Origin of the sequence: Cucumibacter marinus DSM 18995 (genome assembly GCF_000429865.1) — a bacterium.
Classification (GTDB): Bacteria; Pseudomonadota; Alphaproteobacteria; order Rhizobiales; family Devosiaceae; genus Cucumibacter; species Cucumibacter marinus.
The window spans coordinates 74,424-92,231 of record NZ_AUCR01000001.1; the positions used below are offsets into that span (position 1 = coordinate 74,424).

The window sequence follows — 17,808 nt, forward strand, 5'->3', positions numbered from 1 at the left end:
GATACGCGCTCCCCGCAATCAACCGGCCCGAGGCCCTGTCCCGGACCGGCCATAACCGAAACAGGCCGATATGTCCGAATTCGAGATCGATACGAGCATGGAACCCGCCACCCAGGACGGTGGTCTTTCACCCGACGTGGCTGCCCTCAAGGAAAGCCCGGCTCGCTTCGTCAACCGCGAAGTGTCCTGGCTTCAGTTCAACATGCGCGTGCTCGAAGAAGCCGGCAATGCCGATCATCCGCTGCTGGAGCGGTTGCGGTTCGTTTCGATCTCGGCGAGCAATCTCGACGAGTTCTTCATGGTGCGCGTGGCCGGCCTCAAGGGACAGTTGCGGGCCGGTATCACCAGTTTGAGTGCCGATGGCATGAGTGCCGCCGAGCAGCTCGAGGAGATTGCGACGCTCGCCCAGCACCTGCATCTCGAACAGCAGGACCATTGGCAATATCTGCGCGAGGAACTGGCGCAGAACGACATCGTCATGCTGGAGGCCGATACGCTCGGGCCCAGGCAGCTTGAGTTCCTCGATCAGCTCTTCCACGAGGAAGTGTTTCCGGTGCTCACCCCCATGGCGGTCGATCCGGCGCATCCGTTCCCCTTCATTCCCAATCTCGGCTTCTCGCTGGCCTTCCAGCTGACGCGTGTGGATGACGGTTCACACCTGACCGCGCTTGTGCGCGTGCCTTCCAATCTCGACCGTTTCATCTTCCTGCCGCCTGAACTGACCAATGAAGGCAAGACCGAGTTCGTCACCATCGAGACGCTGATCAACCTGTTCTTCCGGGGCATGTTCCCCGGATACGAGATTGTCGGGTCGGGCGGTTTCCGGGTCATCCGCGACAGCGAAATCGAAATCGACGACGAAGCCGAAGACCTTGTGGTGGAGTTCGAATCCGCGCTGCGGCAGCGGCGCCGGGGCCAGGTGATCCGGCTCGAGATCGACAAGTCCATGCCGCGCTCGTTGCGGCTTCTGATCGCCGAAGAGCTGGGCGTTGTCGCCGAAGACACGTTCGAGGTGGAGGGTTTCCTCGGACTGGCCGATGCCTCCGCGATCTGCTCGCTCGAACGGAACGACCTCAAATTCAAGCCGTTCAATGCCCGCTTTCCCGAGCGTATCCGCGACCATGGCGGGGATTGTTTTGCCGCGATCCAGCAAAAGGACATTGTCGTCCACCACCCCTATGAGAGCTTCGATGTTGTGGCGCAGTTCGTCCGTCAGGCCGCCAGCGATCCCGATGTAGTGGCGATCAAGCAGACGCTTTACCGGACCTCGAAGGACAGCCCGATCGTCAAGGCGCTTGTAGTGGCCGCAGAGGCCGGCAAGTCGGTAACCGCGCTCGTCGAACTCAAGGCGCGGTTCGACGAGGAGGCGAATATCCGCTGGGCGCGCGACCTTGAACGCGCCGGCGTGCAGGTCGTGTTCGGCTTTATCGACCTCAAGACCCACGCAAAGCTGAGCCAGGTGGTGCGGCGCGAAAAGGGCAAGCTCGTCTCCTACTGCCATATCGGCACGGGGAACTATCACCCGATCACGGCCAAGATTTACACCGATCTGAGCTATTTCACCGTCAATCCGGCGATCTGCCGGGATGTGGCGCGCGTGTTCAACTTCGTCACCGGTTATGCTCGCCCGAGCGACCTCGAGAATATCGCAGTCTCGCCGCTCAATCTGCGTTCGACGCTGATCGAGCATATCGAGGCCGAGAAGAAGAACGCGATCGAAGGCAAGCCGGCCCAGATCTGGATGAAGATGAATTCGCTGGTCGATCCGCTGATTATCGATGCACTTTATGATGCCTCACAGGCCGGCGTGCAGGTAGACCTGGTCGTGCGTGGCATTTGTTGCCTCAGGCCTGGCGTGCCGGGCTTCTCCGAGAATATCCGGGTCAAATCGATCGTCGGGCGGTTCCTCGAGCATTCGCGGATCTTCTGCTTCGGGCAGGGACAGGAAATGCCCAGCCGGTCGGCCAAGGTGTTCATCTCTTCGGCGGACCTGATGCAGCGCAATCTCGACGGGCGCGTGGAGGTATTGGTGCCAATTTTCAACGAGACCGTTCACCGGCAAATCCTTGACCGAATCATGGTGGCGAATCTCAATGACAATCAGCAGAGCTGGGAGGTTCTGCCGGACGGCACGTCCCGCCGGCTGGAAGTCGAGGAAGGCAGCGCGCCGTTCAATGCGCATGAGTACTTCATGACCAACCCGTCGCTCTCCGGACGCGGCAGCGCGATCGGGCATGACGACTCCGGTGACGAGGATGAGGATTGATACTCTCACTTGTTAAATCAGGGCCCGTTGGCAAGGCTCAGGGCCTGATCGACAAAGCCGCTCCGATCGGTGTCCTCGATATCGGCTCGAACTCGGTCCGGCTCGTGATCTATGAACGCCACAGCCGGGCCCTGACCCCGCTCTACAACGAAAAAGCCACGTGTGCGCTCGGCCGCGGGCTCAACGAGACCGGCGAACTCTCCGAAAAGAGTGTCGAGCGCACCATGGTGGCGCTGAGGCGATTTGCTCTTGTCGCCGAACTCAGCCGCGCCAGGGTGCATGTCCTGGCGACCGCCGCGACCCGAGAGGCGTCGAACGGGGCGAGCTTCATCGAAGCCGTCGAAGAGATCATGGGCGTCAAGGTCGAGGTGCTTTCGGGCGCCGAAGAGGCCCACTACGCGGCCATGGGCGTCGTCTCCGGCATGCCCGAGCATTCGGGACTGGTGGGTGACCTTGGGGGCGGAAGCCTCGAAATCGCGACCGTGCGCGATCATCATGATATTTCCGGGGAAACCCTGGCGCTTGGCGCCATCCGGCTACAGGACGATTCCGGGGGCGATCTCGAAAAGGCGGCAGAAATCGCCCGGGAGCGGATAGGCAAGGCGGAACGCCTGAAACAGGACGCACCCGATACCCGGTTCGTGGCCATTGGCGGCACATGGCGGGCGCTCGCCAAGCTGCATCAGATGCGCAGCAAATATCCGCTGCACCTCATCCAGAACTATGAGATTTCGGCGGAAGAGATTACCGATCTTTGCAAAAAGATCGTTGAGGCCGCTGCCAAGGGCAATGATGTCGACGGGGCCGAGGCCCTGAGCTCAAGCCGGCGGGCCCTGTTGCCCTATGGGGCAGTGGTGATGCTCGAAGTGCTCAGGGCCGGCGGCTTCGAGAAGGTGAGCTTCTCGGCGCTTGGCGTGCGCGAAGGCTATCTGTTCGATCTGTTGCCCGATGCGGTGAAAGCGGAAGACCCGCTGATCGAGGCCAGCCGAGAACTGGCCATCCTGCGCGCCCGGACCCCTGACCATGCGGACGATCTGGATGCGTTCTGTGGCCGGTTCATGCGCGCTGCTGGCCTGTTCGAATCTGCGGCGGACCAACGTTTGCGCCGAGCGGCGTGCCTTCTGTCCGATATCGGCTGGCGCGGCCATCCTGACTATCGCGGAGAACAGGCGGTCGACATGGTCGCGTTCGGCTCGTTTGTCGGCATCGATCATCCCGGGCGGGCGTTCCTCGCCCAGGCACTTGCCGTGCGCTATATGGGCCTCAAGCAGCAAAGCATCTCACAGGCGATTCTCGACCTGTGCGGCGAAGAAGCGGGAAAGCGCGCGCGCCTTCTCGGCGCCTCGATGCGGGTCGGGTTCCTGTTGTCGGCCGGCCGGGAAGGGGTTCTCAACCAGGTCGACTGGAAGATCGAGGATGGCAAGTTGCTGGTCGTGTTGCCCAGCGCGCTGGCGTTCCTCGCCGCCGAAAAGATGATGCGGCGGCTTGGTCAGCTGGCATCGGCGCTCGATCTCAAGCCCGACGTTATTGTGGCGGATTGATATCGACTTCGATCGGAATGACGGCTTCGGGCGAAGCGCCCAGGGCCAGCTTGCCGTGCTTGATCGCCAGGGCGCGGTCGCCGAACAGCTTCTTGCGCCAGCCATGCATGGCAGGAATGTCCGCCTCGTCATCGAGGACCAGGGCATCGATATCGTCTGAACTGGCGATGACGCGCGGCGCGACGCCGGCATCCTCGGCAACCGATTTCAACAGAACCCGCATCAGGTCGCCGATCGGACCACGCGGCGAGGGGCCACGGGGGCGACGCGGCACCTTGGGCAGCTCGGTCTTGTCGCGCTTCTTCACCCTGGCAATCACGGCCATGATGTCGGCAGCCTGATCTGAGCGCCCGAAGCCGCGCGAGAACGACCGCAGGCGGTCGAAAGCCTTGGCGTCGGCGGGCTGCTGCTGGGCGAGCTCGAAGATCGCCTCGTCCTTCATCACCCGGCCGCGCGGCACGTCCTGATCCTGGGCGCGTCTTTCGCGCCAGGCAGCGAGTTCCTGCATGATGGCGAGCTCAAGCGGCTTGTTGACCTTCATCTTGAGCCGTTTCCAGGCATCCTCGGGCTCGACGCGGTAGAGTTCGGGACGCATCAGGTCGGCCATTTCGTCGGCGACCCATTCATGGCGCTTCTGGCGGTCGAGCTCGGTCAGCAAATGCTCGTAGACGTCGCGCAAATGGGTGACGTCGGCGAGCGCATAGCGCTGCTGCTTCTCCGAAAGCGGCCTGTGCGACCAGTCAGTGAAACGGGAAGACTTGTCGATCTCGCCGCCGGTAACCTGCTTGACGATGGAATTGTACGCCACGCTGTCGCCGAAGCCGCAAACCGCAGCAGCGACCTGGGTGTCGAAGACGGGGTTCGGCGTACGCCCGGACATCTTCACGAAGATCTCGATGTCCTGCTTGGCGGCGTGGAAGACCTTGACCACGTCCTTGTCGTCGAACAGCGCCAGCAGGGGCGCGAAATCGAGTTTGCCGGCGATCGGATCGATCAGTACGGCTTCGTCTTCGGTCGCGATCTGGATGAGACAGAGCTTGGGCCAATAGGTCGATTCGCGCATGAACTCGGTATCGACCGTGATGAATTGTGCGTTCGCGGCGCGCTCGCAAAAGGCCGCCAGATCGGGCGTTTGAGTAATCGTGTGCATGAACTGCCTTGTCGTTGGACCGTCTGTCCTATCAGGTCGAGACCGGCCTGTCTGCATGGCAAGCCGCAAACCGGCGCAGCTCGGGGCGCAACGCTTGACAAACCGGGCGTCACATGCGCTTTTCCCGACCGATTTCCAACCTTATTACCGACCGCGGATACCCCGACATGCATCGCTATCGCTCCCACACCTGTGCGCAGCTCACCAAAGCCAATGTGGGCGACACCGTCCGCCTTTCGGGTTGGGTCCATCGCGTGCGTGACCATGGCGGCGTGTTGTTCGTCGATCTGCGCGACCATTACGGGGTGACCCAGGTCGTGGCCGACCCGGATTCGCCGGCCTTCAAGACAGTTGAGGGCCTGCGTGCGGAGTGGGTGATCCGCATCGATGGCGAGGTGAAAGCCCGCACCGAAGATACGGTAAACACCAATCTGCCGACCGGCGAGATCGAAGTCTTCGCCCGCGAGGTCGAAGTGCTGGGGCCGGTCAACGAGTTGCCGATGCCGGTGTTCGGTGACCAAGAGTATCCGGAAGACACCCGGCTGACCTATCGCTTCCTCGATCTGCGCCGCGAACGCCTGCACAAAAACATCGTGATGCGCTCGAAGATCGTCTCTTCCGTGCGCCGCCGCATGGTCGAGCAGGGTTTTACCGAATACCAGACCCCGATCCTGACTGCGTCGAGCCCCGAGGGCGCGCGCGACTTCCTGGTGCCCGCCCGACTGCACCCGGGCAAATTCTACGCGCTTCCGCAGGCTCCGCAGCAGTTCAAGCAGCTCCTGATGATTGCCGGGTTCGACCGTTATTTCCAGATCGCGCCGTGCTTTCGTGATGAAGACGCCCGCGCCGACCGCGCCGGAGAATTCTATCAGCTCGATATCGAGATGAGTTTTGTCGAGCAGGAGGACGTGTTCCAGACGATCGAACCGGTGCTGCGTGGCCTGTTCGAGGAGTTTGGTGAAGGCAAGCCGGTGACCCAGCAGTTCCCGCGCATCCCCTATGCCGAGGCCATGCGCAAATACGGGTCGGACAAACCTGACCTGCGCAACCCCATCGAGATGGAAGCCGTCACCGAGCACTTTGCCGGTTCGGGCTTCAAGGTCTTTGCCGGGATGATCGAGAAGGACCCCAAGGTCGAGGTCTGGGCGATCCCCGCGCCGGGGGGCGGGAGCCGCGCATTCTGTGACCGGATGAATTCCTGGGCGCAGGGCGAGGGCCAGCCGGGCCTTGGCTATATCTTCTTCCGCGAAGGCGAGGGCGCCGGCCCTGTGGCCAAGAATATCGGCCCCGAGCGCACGGCGGCGATCCGCGAGCAGCTTGGGCTCAAGGATGGTGATGCGGTATTCTTCGTCGCCGGCCTGCCGTCGCAGTTCACCAGTTTTGCCGGCGCCGCGCGTACCAAGGTCGGCTGGGATCTCGATCTCGTCGATGCCGACCAGTTCAAATTCTGCTGGATCGTCGACTTCCCGATGTTCGAGTGGGATGAGGAAAACAAGAAGGTCGATTTCTCGCACAATCCGTTCTCCATGCCCCAGGGCGGGCTCGAGGCGCTCGAGAATGAAGACCCGCTGACCATCAATGCCTTCCAGTACGATATCGTGTGCAACGGCTATGAGCTGAGCTCCGGCGCGATCCGGAATCATCGTCCGGAAATCATGCGCAAGGCATTCCAGATTGCGGGCTACGATGAATCCGTACTCGAAGAGCAGTTCGGCGGCATGCTTCGCGCGATGCAGTATGGCGCGCCCCCGCATGGCGGGATCGCCCCGGGTATCGACCGCATCGTGATGCTGTTGTGCGGCGAGGAGAATCTGCGCGAAGTGACCGCGTTCCCGATGAACCAGCAGGCCGAAGACCTGTTGATGGGGGCCCCGAATTCGGCCAGTGCACGCCAATTGCGCGAACTTCACCTGAAACTGAATTTGCCCAAGGAATAAGGGCTGACCGCTCCGCGTAGATCGGCCATGCGCAAAAAAGCGCCTTTTGGGACAGATTTTCTATTGATTGTGAATACCGTACCCACTATCTAGCCGCGGTCCGGCATGACCGGGTTTCATCTACTGGTTGGGGAGGCGCTGCAATGCGGCAAGATCACCTCTTCCAATTGGGGATGGACTTGGAAACAAGCACCACCCAGACGGAAGACAGTTTTGTGTCCAGTTCCACTCTGAACTGGGGGGACAGGCCGGAAGACCGCAAGGACCACTTCATTGAGAAGAATGGTATCCGTTGCGCTGGCACCCATTTGATCATTGACCTCTACGATGCCGATCGTCTCAACGACATCGGGTACATCGAAGAGGCCATGCGCAAATGCGTCGAGGAAGCGAAAGCGACCTTGCTGCATATTCACCTGCACCATTTCTCGCCCGAGGGCGTGAGCGGTGTGGCCGTGCTGGCGGAAAGCCACATCTCTGTCCATACCTGGCCGGAGAATGGCTATGCGGCCTTTGACGTTTTCATGTGCGGAGACGCAGAGCCCGAAAAATGCGTCAACGTTCTGCGTGACGCCTTCTCGGCCAAGCGCGTCGCTGTTCACACGGAACTGCGCGGCCAGGGGCTCTGAGAAAGCCAGCCAAACGGTAATGTCGGCGCCTTTTGGCGCCGCATTCATTTCAGGGCCTGGAAACGTCCAAAAAGGGGAACCGAGATGAGCGGAAACGGCGATGACAAGCGCTGGTTCGAGGAACGGCTGTACGATTCAACCCGCTACGCCTTCCGCGCTGACAAGGTGATCTACGAGGAAGACACCGAGTTCCAGCATCTGGCCCTGTTCGAGAACGAAAAGTTCGGCCGGGTGCTCATGCTCGACGGCGTGACCCAGGTCACGACGGCGGACGAGTTCATCTATCACGAGATGATGACCCATGTGCCGATCCTCGCCCATGGCGCCGCCGAACGGGTCCTGGTGATCGGCGGCGGGGACTGCGGCATTGCCAACCAGGTCCTCAAGCATACATCGGTCAAGCACCTGACCCAGGTCGAAATCGATCCGTCGGTCATCGAGTTCGCCAAAACCCATTTCTCCGTCTTCAACGCCTCGGTTTTCGAGGATGACCGGTTCCATTCCGTCATCGCGGACGGCATGAAATTCGTGGCCGAGACCGATGAGCGATTCGACGTGATCATCGTCGATTCCACTGATCCGATCGGGCCGGGTGAAGTGCTTTTCTCGCAAGCCTTTTATGACGCCTGTGCCGGCATCCTGACCGGGAAGGGCATCATGGTCACCCAGAACGGCGTACCGTTCATGCAGGCCGATGAACTGGTGACCTCGATTTCGCGGTTCAAGAAGAGCTTTACGGACGCCTCGGCCTATTTGGCAGCGATCCCGACCTATATCGGGGGGCACATGGCGATGGGCTGGGCCAGCCATGACGGCGAGGCCCGCTTCCGGGGCGCTGGTGTCCTGACCGAGCGATTTGCCAAGGCCGGGTTCGACACGCGCTACTACACCCCGCGGGTTCACGCGGGCGCCTTCGCGCTGCCGCGTTTCATCGAAGAGCTGATCGAAAAAGGCCTTCAACAGGGTTAAAAGCCCGTTAATCCCAACGGGGTAAGGTTCGGGACGAATCGAACCCCGGGACCACCATTGTTCGCGCGACTGTCGCATATTCTTCTGCTTGTCAGCGCCATCCTGGCTTTCGTGCCGGTGTTGGTGGTCGACTATTTCCTCGATACCTACGTCGATTATCGCGAGAGCGAGCAGCTTCAAGACGCGGTCGAAGCGGTGACCGCCGAAACCCAAAAGACAGTCGCCGAGGGTGTCGATGCCTTGCGCCGGGTTCTTGAGAAGTCGCCTTCGCTGTGTTCCCCGACATTCATCAACAACACCCAGACCGAATTGCAGGCCAGCCAGGTCCTGCGCCAGTTCGCGGTCTCAAGCGATGACGGTGTGCAGCTCTGCCAGGCCTTCGGGCAGGGGTTCGCCGCCACGCCCTTGTCCGAAACCGTGAGCATCGCGGGCAGCGAAGAGACCATCACGGTCGTGCAGATCGAGGGTCAGTCCGAACCGGCCCTGCAGATCTCGGCCCTGGTGCGACCGCGCAAGCTCGTTTCGGTCTACACCCCGGTCAATCCGCAATTGCTGTTCGGCCATCCGCAGGCGCTCGCCGGCGCCACGCTGGTGCGCATCTCGCTGACCAATGGCAACAATATCGCGACTTTCGGAGACCCCAAGCTCGTCGAGCGATCGCGTCACAGCTCGAGCTATATCCGCGCCGAGGCAATCGCCGGATCGCTGCCGATCCGGGTCGAGGCCGCGGTCCCGTTCGGTGCCGTGCGGATCGGTTATGCCGATCTCGATGTCGGGTTCACATTCGTGGCCTGCCTGATGAGTGCCGCGTTCCTGTGGCTGTCGCTGCAATATGTGCGGCGGACCAATGTGCCGGTGTTCAACCTCGAGCGGGCGATCATGGCCGGGCAACTCAAGCCGCGATATCAACCGGTGATCAATCTCAACACCGGTGAGATCGCCGGATGCGAGGTGCTGATCCGCTGGGAGAAACCCAGCGGCGAAATCATTTCGCCTGGCGCCTTTATCGAATATGCCGAGATGAGCGGATTGGCGATCCCGATGACGCTTTCGCTCATGGAGCAGGTGAGGGACGACCTCGAGCCGTTGAGCCAGGAGCAACCCCTCCTCAAGATTTCGATCAACCTGTTCGAGGGCCATTTCCGCGACGGCACCATCGTCGATGATGTGAAGGCGATCTTCGAGGGGTCGAGCGTCGAATTCGATCAGCTCGTCTTCGAGATCACCGAGCGTCAGCCGCTCGAAGACATGGCCGATGCCAACCAGACGATCGCCGAGCTACACCGTCTTGGCGTTCGCGTAGCGCTTGATGATGCAGGCACGGGCCATTCGAACCTTGCCTATCTCCAGACCATGGGGATCGACATCATCAAGATCGACAAGGTTTTCGTGGACCTTATCAAATCGCGCTCCCAGCCCGTGCCGGTGGTTGATGCGTTGATCGCCATGGCCAAGGACCTGGGGACGGACATCATCGCCGAAGGGGTGGAGACCGAGGAGCAGGCGCTTTACCTCAGATCGCATGGCGTGGTGTTCGCGCAAGGGTACCTGTTCGCGCCGGCCTTGCCGTTGCCGGACTATCTTCTGCTGGCGCGGCAGCTCAATGCCAACCAGACGATTGCACCGGACGACGCGCTCGGCGCCAGTCAAGCTGCCTAAAGAGGCAAAATTCCAGCGCGTTACGCTTTCTTTTTTCAATAATTGATGGCACCACAAGGTCCGCCCTGATGTGGGCGCGGGGAGCGGCCTGCGCCTGAAGCGGGACCCGGATCACCATCGATCCGCGAATATTGGCGACGCGTCGGAGAGGACCGGTCATGGCCCAGGAAACCAACGATCAGAACCAGTCGTTGCGCGAAGCCGCGCTGCACTTCCATCGCTATCCCAAGCCCGGCAAGCTCGAGATCAGCCCGACCAAACCACTGGGCAACCAGCGGGATCTGGCGCTGGCCTATTCGCCCGGCGTGGCTGCGCCCTGCGAGGAGATCGCGGCGGATCCCGATACAGCCTCTCTCTACACCTCGCGTGGCAACCTGGTCGCCGTGATCTCGAATGGCACGGCGGTTCTGGGGCTCGGCTCTATCGGCGCACTCGCCTCGAAGCCAGTCATGGAAGGCAAGGGGGTGCTGTTCAAGAAGTTTGCCGGGATCGACGTTTTCGACATCGAGGTCGATGAGACCGATCCGGCCAAGTTCGTCGAAGTGGTTGCGCCGCTCGAGCCGACCTTCGGCGGAATCAATCTCGAAGACATCAAGGCACCCGACTGTTTCGAGATCGAGGAAAAGCTGCGGGCGCGCATGTCGATCCCTGTTTTTCACGACGATCAGCACGGTACGGCAATCATCGTTGCTGCGGCGGTGCTCAACGGGCTCGAACTGGCCAAGAAGAAGATCGAAGACGTCAAGATCGTAACCTCGGGGGCAGGGGCAGCGGCCATCGCCTGTCTCAACCTTCTCATCAGTCTTGGAGCCAAACGCGAGAATATCTGGGTCACTGACCGCGAAGGCGTGGTGACGATGGCCCGCAAGCCGGAAGTGGATCGTTGGCGGGGGTCCTTCGCACAGGACACCGACGCCGAGAGCCTTGCCGACCTGATGCCCGATGCGGACATCTTCATCGGCTTGAGTGCCGCGGGCGTTCTCAAACCCGACATGCTCAAGCAGATGGCCAAGGATCCGCTGATCATGGCTTTGGCCAACCCGACCCCCGAGATCATGCCCGAGCTGGCGCGCGAAGCGCGGCCTGACGCGATGATCTGCACCGGACGCTCGGACTACCCCAACCAGGTCAACAATGTCCTTTGTTTCCCCTTCATCTTTCGCGGTGCGCTCGATGCCGGTGCCACGGCGATCAATGAGGAAATGAAGATGGCCGCCGTCCGCGCAATTGCCCGGCTGGCGCATGAACCGGTGCTGGAGGCCGCTGCAACCGGCGAGACAGCCAGTTTCGGACCCGACTATCTGATCCCGAGCCCGTTCGATCAGCGGCTCATCCTGGAGATCGCGCCGGCCGTGGCCAAGGCGGCCATGGAATCGGGTGTCGCCAAGCGCCCGATCGAGGATTTCGGCGCCTATCACGACCGGCTCAACCGCTTCGTCTTCCGATCCGGCATGGTGATGAAGCCGATCATCACCAAGGCCCAGAGCGATCCCAAACGTGTCGCCTTCGCGGATGGTGAGGACGAGCGGGTGTTGCGCGCAACCCAGGTGCTTCTGGAGGAAGGCATCGCCCGCCCGATCCTGATCGGTCGTCCGGCGGTGATCGAAAGCCGGATCGAGCGGTTTGCGCTCAACCTGACGCCGGGCAAGGATTTCGAGGTCATCAACCCCGAAGACGATCCGCGCTATCGCGAATATGTCTCGCTGTTCCACTCGCTGGTCGGCCGCTCGGGCGTCACCCCGGATACAGCACGCACTATCGTGCGCACCAACACCACGGTGATCGGTGCGTTGGCAGTGAAGCGCGATGAGGCGGATGCGCTCATCTGCGGGCTGCAAGGCCGCTACATCAAACATGTGCGCGACATTAAATCGATCATCGGACTGGCGCCTCAGGCGACCGATGTGTCTGCCCTGTCGCTGCTGATCCTGCCGCGGGGCGCGTTCTTTTTCTCGGATACCTATGTGACCATCGATCCGAGCGCAGACGAGATTGTCGGGATCGCTTTGCAGGCGCGCGAGCATCTCAAGCGCTTCAATCTCGAGGCCCGTATCGCGCTTATGAGCTATTCGAACTTCGGTTCGCGGGACGGTGAAAGCGCCTACAAGATGCGTGAGGCTTATCAGAAGCTCAAGGCGATCGATCCCAACATGGTGGTCGAAGGCGAAATGCAGGGCGACCTGGCGCTCAACCAGCAGCTTCGCGAACGCTATATCCCCGATACGGTGCTGCAGGGCGAAGCCAATCTGATGATCTTCCCCAATCTGGAAGCCGCCAATCTGACCATGACCATCGTCAAGGAAATGACCAATGCGCTGCCGGTCGGCCCGATTCTGATGGGGACCGAGCGCCCGGCCCATATCCTGGCGCCGTCGGTCACCAGCCGCGGCATCGTCAACATGACCGCCGTGGCTGTTTCCGAGGCCAATGAACGGTATGTGGAGATCGACTGACCCGCAGGTTCAGCCGTGAAGCTCGGCCAGTTTGTCGATCTCGCCCATGCGCAGGTAACGCAGTTCCCGCAAGAGCCTGATGGTCGGCTTGGCGCCGAACAGCAATGAGCCGATCAGGAACAGCCAGGTCGCCCCGAACTGGGTGGATTCGAAGAAGAACAAGACGCTGCCGATGACGAACGCGCCGGCAGCGCTGAAGTCCACCACCGTGTACCAGAGTTCATAGATGGCATAGATCCGGGTGTGTTCGGCGGACCGGTTCTTGTTCTTGGGATCGAACAGCTTCATCGCGCTGGCTCCTCGCTTGATGTCACTTCGCTGGTTTCTCTGGCCAACAATGACGCGAGGCGCTCTCGGTTCCAACCCGGTGCGCGTTACTGGAAGGCGGTTTCCGCAAACGAGCGCAGCTTGCGTGAATGCAGCCTGTCCGAAGGCTGATCGCGCAGGATTTCCATCGCCCTGATGCCGATCTGCAGATGCCGGCCGATCTGGGTGCGATAGAACTCCGAGGCCATGCCCGGCAGCTTGAGTTCGCCATGCAGCGGCTTGTCGGACACCGCCAGCAGCGTCCCGTAGGGCACGCGGAAGCGGAAGCCGTTGGCGGCAATGGTGGCGCTTTCCATGTCGAGCGCAATGGCGCGGGACTGGGAGAGGCGGCGCACGATCTCCTTCTGGTCGCGCAGCTCCCAATTGCGATTGTCAATCGAGGCGACGGTGCCCGTGCGCATGATGGCCTTGGTCTCGATGCCTTCGAGATGGGTGACGTCGGCCACGGCACGTTCCATCGCGACCTGGACTTCGGCCAGCGCAGGGATCGGCACGGAGAGCGGCAGGTCGTCGTCGAGCACATGATCCTCGCGCACATAGGCGTGGGCCAGCACATAGTCGCCCAGCGCCTGGGACGAACGCAGGCCGGCGCAGTGGCCGAGCATGATCCAGGCATGGGGCCTGAGAACCGCGATGTGATCGGTGATCGTTTTGGCGTTGGACGGGCCGACGCCGATATTGACCATGGTGATCCCGCGGGCGCGGTCTGCCACTAGGTGGTAGGCCGGCATTTGCGGCTGGCGCGGTGGTGCCTTGCCTGTCAAGCCCTTACGGGTCGTGACGACGTTCCCGGGCTCGACAAAGGCCGTGTAGTGATCGTGGCCCTCGCTCACCCATTCGCGGGCAATGCGGGCGAACTCGTCCACGTAGAAACCGTAGTTCGTGAAGATCACGAAGTTCTGGAAGTGGTCCGGCTCGGTTGCCGTGTAATGCGCGAGGCGCTGCAGTGAATAATCGACGCGCGGACCGGTGAAGGCCGCAAGCGGGTAGGGGCCGCCCGGCTCGGGAATGAAGGTGCCGTTGGCAATCTCATCATCCGTGTGGGTCAGGTCGGGGGTATCGAAGATGTCGCGTATCGGGACATTGGCCGCAGCGATCGCTTCGCCGTTGAGTTCTTCATTGGGCCGGAGCGCAAAGTGGACAGGGATCGGTGTATCGGATTCTCCGACTTCGATCGGGCACTCGTGGTTACTACGGATGAGCGAAAGCTGTTCCAGAAGGTATGTTTTGAACAGGGCGGGATTCGTAATGGTGGTTTCGTAGAGCCCGGGCGAATGCAAAAAGCCGAAAGGCAGGCGGGACGACTGCTTTTGAAAGCTGGTCGAAGTGACGCGGACCTTGGGATAAGTCGCCCGTACCCGGCCAGTTGGCGTTTCGCCCTCGACAAGCCGTTTGACCATGTCCCGGATAAAGGAGGTATTGCGCTCATAAATCTCGAGAATGTAGTCGAAGGCGGCTTCCGGATCGTCAAACGCGCGCATCGGCAAGTGTTCGGGCTTTATCAGCGACATACGGGCTCCAAGGAAATGGTGATCGAGAATTCGGTCATCGAGTATTCGTCCATCAAGTATTTGACCGTTTGGTCTAATATCAGATTTGGCACCCTGATGGCACCGATTAAACAGGCGGGCCGTCACCGCTGGGAGGATCGGGCAGAACCGGGCGATTTGATCACGTTACGGTGAAGGCCCTTCTCCCGGCAAATTTGGGGTCCATATTCAACTCACGCGGCTGTTCGGGGCGTCCCTGAATCTCTACTCGAACAGCACGTGACAGCCGCTGCTGGCCGCGTCCCCTCTGCAGCCCTCAACCAGTGGTCAGCGGCGGCACCTGACCTCACAGGGAGTGCCGCGACTTGAATGCCCGGTCGCGGCATTTCTTTTGTCTTCCAGACAGTTATCCCTCACCCCCCGCTTGCTGCAGCTGTTCTCGTGCGCGCTGTTTCGCATATTGAGCAGCCTCGCGCAGATCCGTGTGCATCATCTTGGCCATCGACTTGATCATGCCCGAGAACACCACCGAAAGAAGCCGCGCCATGAAAGTCTTCGGCGTAGCCTCGAACGTCATGGCGACGCTGGTCCCGCCATCGAGAGCGGACAAGGCATAGATCGAGCGGTAATGGGTGCCGTGGCTTTCGGCCTCGAGCGTGATGCCCGCCGGCGGATCAAAGGCCGTGACTTCCATGGTTTCGCTGGCTTCCCGGCCAAACATGATCCGGGTTTCGCGGAACCGCGTGCCAACGCCAACGGGCCCGTCCGTCAGCATCTCGACCTTTTGAATTCCCGTCACGATATCAGCGGCATTGGGAAAGTCCGAAAGGGCTTCGAAGGCCAGGGCCGGCGGCGCCTCGAAGTGCTCTGTGATGGTGAGGGTAGGCATGGCTGGGTCCGTTCGGCTGTGCTGGTTCAGTCGGTGGGGTATTTATCGCGCATATAGGCCACGGATTCCGCGATCATGGCCCTTAGAACGGATTCATCGATATCCGACAGGCGTTTGACATAAAGGCAGGATTTGCCGGTCTTGTGCTTGCCCAGCTTTTCCAACAGTTTCTCATAGGTCGAAAAACCGGCCATGATGTAGAGAGTCAGATTGGCCTTGCGGGGTGAGAAACCGGCGATCATGAAATCGCCTTCGCGGCCACTCTCATATTTGTAGTGATAGCGGCCATAACCGACGATTGCGGCGCCCCACATCTTCGCGTCTTCACCGGTGATCTCGCGCATGATCTCGTCGATCCGCCAGGCATCTGCCCGCTTGGTGTCATCCTCGATGGCGTTGAGAAAGTCGGCAACGCTGGACTCGGTTTGCTGGGTCTTGTTCTGCGATTTCGCCATGGCACACTCCGGATCGGCGAGATTCATTCATGCCCGGGGGTTGAAGTCAAACCACCTCAAATGTTCGAATGAACGCTGTCGCCGTCGATCCAGTGGATCGGGTGGACAATTTCGGCTTGCCAGAATGTGGCAATGACGCGGAAAGGCGAGTCGCAAGCCGTTGGGAAACAACGACTTTCCCAGATTTTACATTGCCAGTCGCATGTTCCACGCTTGGGCGTGGGGCAAGAGGCGCCCCAAAGAGTTGTCGGGCGATTGATTCATTTGCGTGCTCGATGCGGCTCAATACACAACAAAGGAATTCACCCATGACGCAAGCCAAGCCGGGCGATACCGTCCGCATTCATTACACCGGCAAGCTGACGGATGGCACGCAGTTCGACAGCTCGGTCGGCGGCGAACCGCTCCAGTTCCAGCTCGGTGCCGGACAGATCATCACCGGCCTTGAAAAGCAGGTCGAGGGCATGGCCGAAGGCGAAAAGGCCACGGTTACGGTTCCCGCAGCGCAAGCCTATGGCGAGCGCGAGGAAGCCCAGGTCCAGAACGTGCCGCGCACCATGATCCCCGAAGAGATCGACCTGCAACCCGGCCTGCAGCTTCAGGCAACGACCAAAGAGGGTGGCCAGCTCACTCTTACCGTCGTCGAAGCCAAGGACGATGAAGTGACTGTCGATGCCAACCACCCGCTCGCGGGCAAGGACCTGGTGTTCGATGTCGAGGTCGTCGAGATCGTCCAGGCCGCGTAGGCCCATTGAGCGCCTTTTCTGCGCGGTGCCAGCGGACTAGACTGGCCGGATGCAGGACGGACCGCGATATAAACGGTTTGAACCGCCAGCGGCGCTGGCCGGCGCGATTGGTCATCGGTGGATGATCGAAGGGCCGGTGGCGCCGTTTGTGCGTCGGAGGTGCTGCCGATGGCCGTAACGCGGGAAAACATCGGAAAGGTTCGCGAAGCGACGGGCAAGAGCTTTGAAGCCTGGGTAACCTGGCTCGACAGCATCGGTGCCCGGGGCATGCCGCATAAGGAAATCGCCGAGCGGATCGGAAAGACCGGCGAGGCGAGCATGTGGTGGGCGCAGACCATCACTGTCGCCTATGAGCAGGAGATCGGCCGGCGCGTGCCAGGCCAGAATTGCGACGGTGACTTCTCCGTGTCGGTCAACAAGACGTTCTGGCGCTCAAGCCATGATGTGTTTGCCGCCTGGGTCGAGTTCAATGCGGATCTCGACCGTGTCGATGGCGTCTCCGTCGTCGACGAACCCAACGTCACGGAAACGGAGAAGTGGTATTACTGGCGGGTCCGTCTCTCCGACGGCAGCCAGGTGACTGCCGGCATGAACAAGACTTCAGGTGAAAAATGCCAGCTCGGGATCGGGCATGAGAAGTTGAATACAGAAAGAATGATCGAACCGGCGCGGGCTTTCTGGAAGCAGCGCATAGCCCAATTTGGTGATGTACTTTCACCAGATGGAAAATAGCCAATCACCTGTTCCGATTGATTTTTAACCAAAGTCTACAACTTCGGCCGCAACCGGTTTTCCTGATCACGGCACCGTGATAGGGAACGGGGCAGTGGGGCTACGTGGCGGAGTGGTTACGCAGCGGATTGCAAATCCGTGTACCTCGGTTCGATTCCGGGCGTGGCCTCCACTTTCCTTTCAGATTGAATGCCGACAGCGTTGCAGGAATTGCCTGCGATGACGCGCGGATCGGCACCGGTCTGCATGGAGAGGACGATCAGTTGGAACGCCGCAGCTGTCTCAGCCCTCATCCTGAGCTGGTCTAGGGACCGGGCCGAAGTCGAGTACCGAGTCTCGAAGGACGAGGGCACGTTTCTATGCCGCAATGGGGAGTTGAAGCCATTCGAGCGAAGCGCTCGTGGCCTTCTCATCTTCGAATGGTTCACTGGATCGTTCGATTGGCCGATGGCCAGCCGAATTCGAAGTGGTGCGCCCGGAAGGATTCGAACCTTCGACCTGCCGATTAAAAGTCGGATGCTCTACCAGCTGAGCTACGGGCGCCCGGGGTGTCGCCTGGGACCCG

The 17,808-nt window shown here is 60.8% G+C and carries 14 protein-coding genes and 2 tRNA genes; 10 read left to right on the plus strand and 6 right to left on the minus strand.

Translation table 11 applies throughout. From position 1 onward, the window contains the following. Positions 1 to 70: 70 nt before the first annotated feature. Positions 71 to 2,266: an RNA degradosome polyphosphate kinase gene (locus G489_RS18495; protein WP_051332159.1), complete on the plus strand. Its 2,196-nt coding sequence runs from the start codon at positions 71 to 73 to the stop codon at positions 2,264 to 2,266. After that, on the plus strand, positions 2,263 to 3,807 hold the full coding sequence (locus G489_RS0100485) for a Ppx/GppA phosphatase family protein (RefSeq protein WP_051332160.1): 1,545 nt from the start codon (positions 2,263 to 2,265) through the stop codon (positions 3,805 to 3,807). Before G489_RS18495 ends, G489_RS0100485 begins: the two co-directional genes overlap by 4 nt. Here the strand turns inward: G489_RS0100485 and rnd are convergent. Then, positions 3,791 to 4,957: a ribonuclease D gene (rnd, locus tag G489_RS0100490; RefSeq protein WP_029039857.1), complete on the minus strand. Its 1,167-nt coding sequence runs from the start codon at positions 4,955 to 4,957 to the stop codon at positions 3,791 to 3,793. The two genes, G489_RS0100485 and rnd, sit on opposite strands and share 17 nt — an antisense overlap. A gap of 167 nt (positions 4,958 to 5,124) precedes the next feature. On the opposite strand from rnd, the gene aspS reads away from it, so the two are divergent. The 5 genes from aspS to G489_RS0100515 all read left to right on the plus strand — a co-directional run bounded on the left by aspS (position 5,125) and on the right by G489_RS0100515 (position 12,604). Next, complete coding sequence (aspS, locus tag G489_RS0100495) at positions 5,125 to 6,894, plus strand: aspartate--tRNA ligase (protein WP_029039858.1); 1,770 nt, start codon at positions 5,125 to 5,127, stop codon at positions 6,892 to 6,894. 215 nt (positions 6,895 to 7,109) lie between these two features. Continuing rightward, on the plus strand, positions 7,110 to 7,523 hold the full coding sequence (gene speD / locus G489_RS0100500) for an adenosylmethionine decarboxylase (RefSeq protein ID WP_342667625.1): 414 nt from the start codon (positions 7,110 to 7,112) through the stop codon (positions 7,521 to 7,523). An 84-nt stretch (positions 7,524 to 7,607) separates the two neighbouring features. Beyond that, on the plus strand, positions 7,608 to 8,492 hold the full coding sequence (speE, locus tag G489_RS0100505) for a polyamine aminopropyltransferase (protein ID WP_035871102.1): 885 nt from the start codon (positions 7,608 to 7,610) through the stop codon (positions 8,490 to 8,492). A gap of 57 nt (positions 8,493 to 8,549) precedes the next feature. Further along, positions 8,550 to 10,151 carry an EAL domain-containing protein gene (locus G489_RS21485; RefSeq protein WP_051332161.1) on the plus strand — a complete coding sequence of 534 codons (1,602 nt, stop codon included), beginning with the start codon at positions 8,550 to 8,552 and terminating at the stop codon, positions 10,149 to 10,151. Between the two features lie 158 nt (positions 10,152 to 10,309). Continuing rightward, a complete protein-coding gene (locus G489_RS0100515) occupies positions 10,310 to 12,604 on the plus strand; it encodes an NADP-dependent malic enzyme (protein ID WP_029039861.1) in 2,295 nt (764 codons plus the stop codon). A 9-nt stretch (positions 12,605 to 12,613) separates the two neighbouring features. On the opposite strand, the gene G489_RS0100520 is transcribed toward G489_RS0100515, so the two are convergent. The 4 genes from G489_RS0100520 to G489_RS0100540 form a co-directional block, all read right to left on the minus strand. Then, positions 12,614 to 12,892, minus strand: coding sequence for a YrhK family protein (locus G489_RS0100520; protein ID WP_029039862.1), 279 nt, complete (start codon positions 12,890 to 12,892; stop codon positions 12,614 to 12,616). Between the two features lie 86 nt (positions 12,893 to 12,978). Next, positions 12,979 to 14,442, minus strand: a complete 1,464-nt coding sequence (locus tag G489_RS0100525; protein ID WP_029039863.1) for an AMP nucleosidase — start codon at positions 14,440 to 14,442, stop codon at positions 12,979 to 12,981. 385 nt (positions 14,443 to 14,827) lie between these two features. Then, entirely contained in the window at positions 14,828 to 15,310 is a 483-nt protein-coding gene (locus G489_RS0100535) for an SRPBCC family protein (RefSeq protein ID WP_035871103.1), read from the minus strand. A gap of 26 nt (positions 15,311 to 15,336) precedes the next feature. Beyond that, positions 15,337 to 15,765: a DUF1801 domain-containing protein gene (locus tag G489_RS0100540; protein ID WP_029039865.1), complete on the minus strand. Its 429-nt coding sequence runs from the start codon at positions 15,763 to 15,765 to the stop codon at positions 15,337 to 15,339. 308 nt (positions 15,766 to 16,073) lie between these two features. Here G489_RS0100540 and G489_RS0100545 point away from each other — a divergent pair, with 308 nt between their 5' ends. From G489_RS0100545 to G489_RS0100555, 3 genes are all read left to right on the plus strand, one after another. After that, positions 16,074 to 16,511: an FKBP-type peptidyl-prolyl cis-trans isomerase gene (locus G489_RS0100545; protein WP_029039866.1), complete on the plus strand. Its 438-nt coding sequence runs from the start codon at positions 16,074 to 16,076 to the stop codon at positions 16,509 to 16,511. A 159-nt stretch (positions 16,512 to 16,670) separates the two neighbouring features. Then, a complete protein-coding gene (locus G489_RS0100550; protein ID WP_155889270.1) occupies positions 16,671 to 17,243 on the plus strand; it encodes a hypothetical protein in 573 nt (190 codons plus the stop codon). Positions 17,244 to 17,341: 98 nt separating this feature from the next. Then, positions 17,342 to 17,415, plus strand: a tRNA-Cys gene (locus G489_RS0100555). A 295-nt stretch (positions 17,416 to 17,710) separates the two neighbouring features. On the opposite strand, the gene G489_RS0100560 is transcribed toward G489_RS0100555, so the two are convergent. After that, positions 17,711 to 17,786: transfer RNA gene (locus tag G489_RS0100560), tRNA-Lys, on the minus strand. Between the last annotated feature and the right edge of the window lie 22 nt (positions 17,787 to 17,808).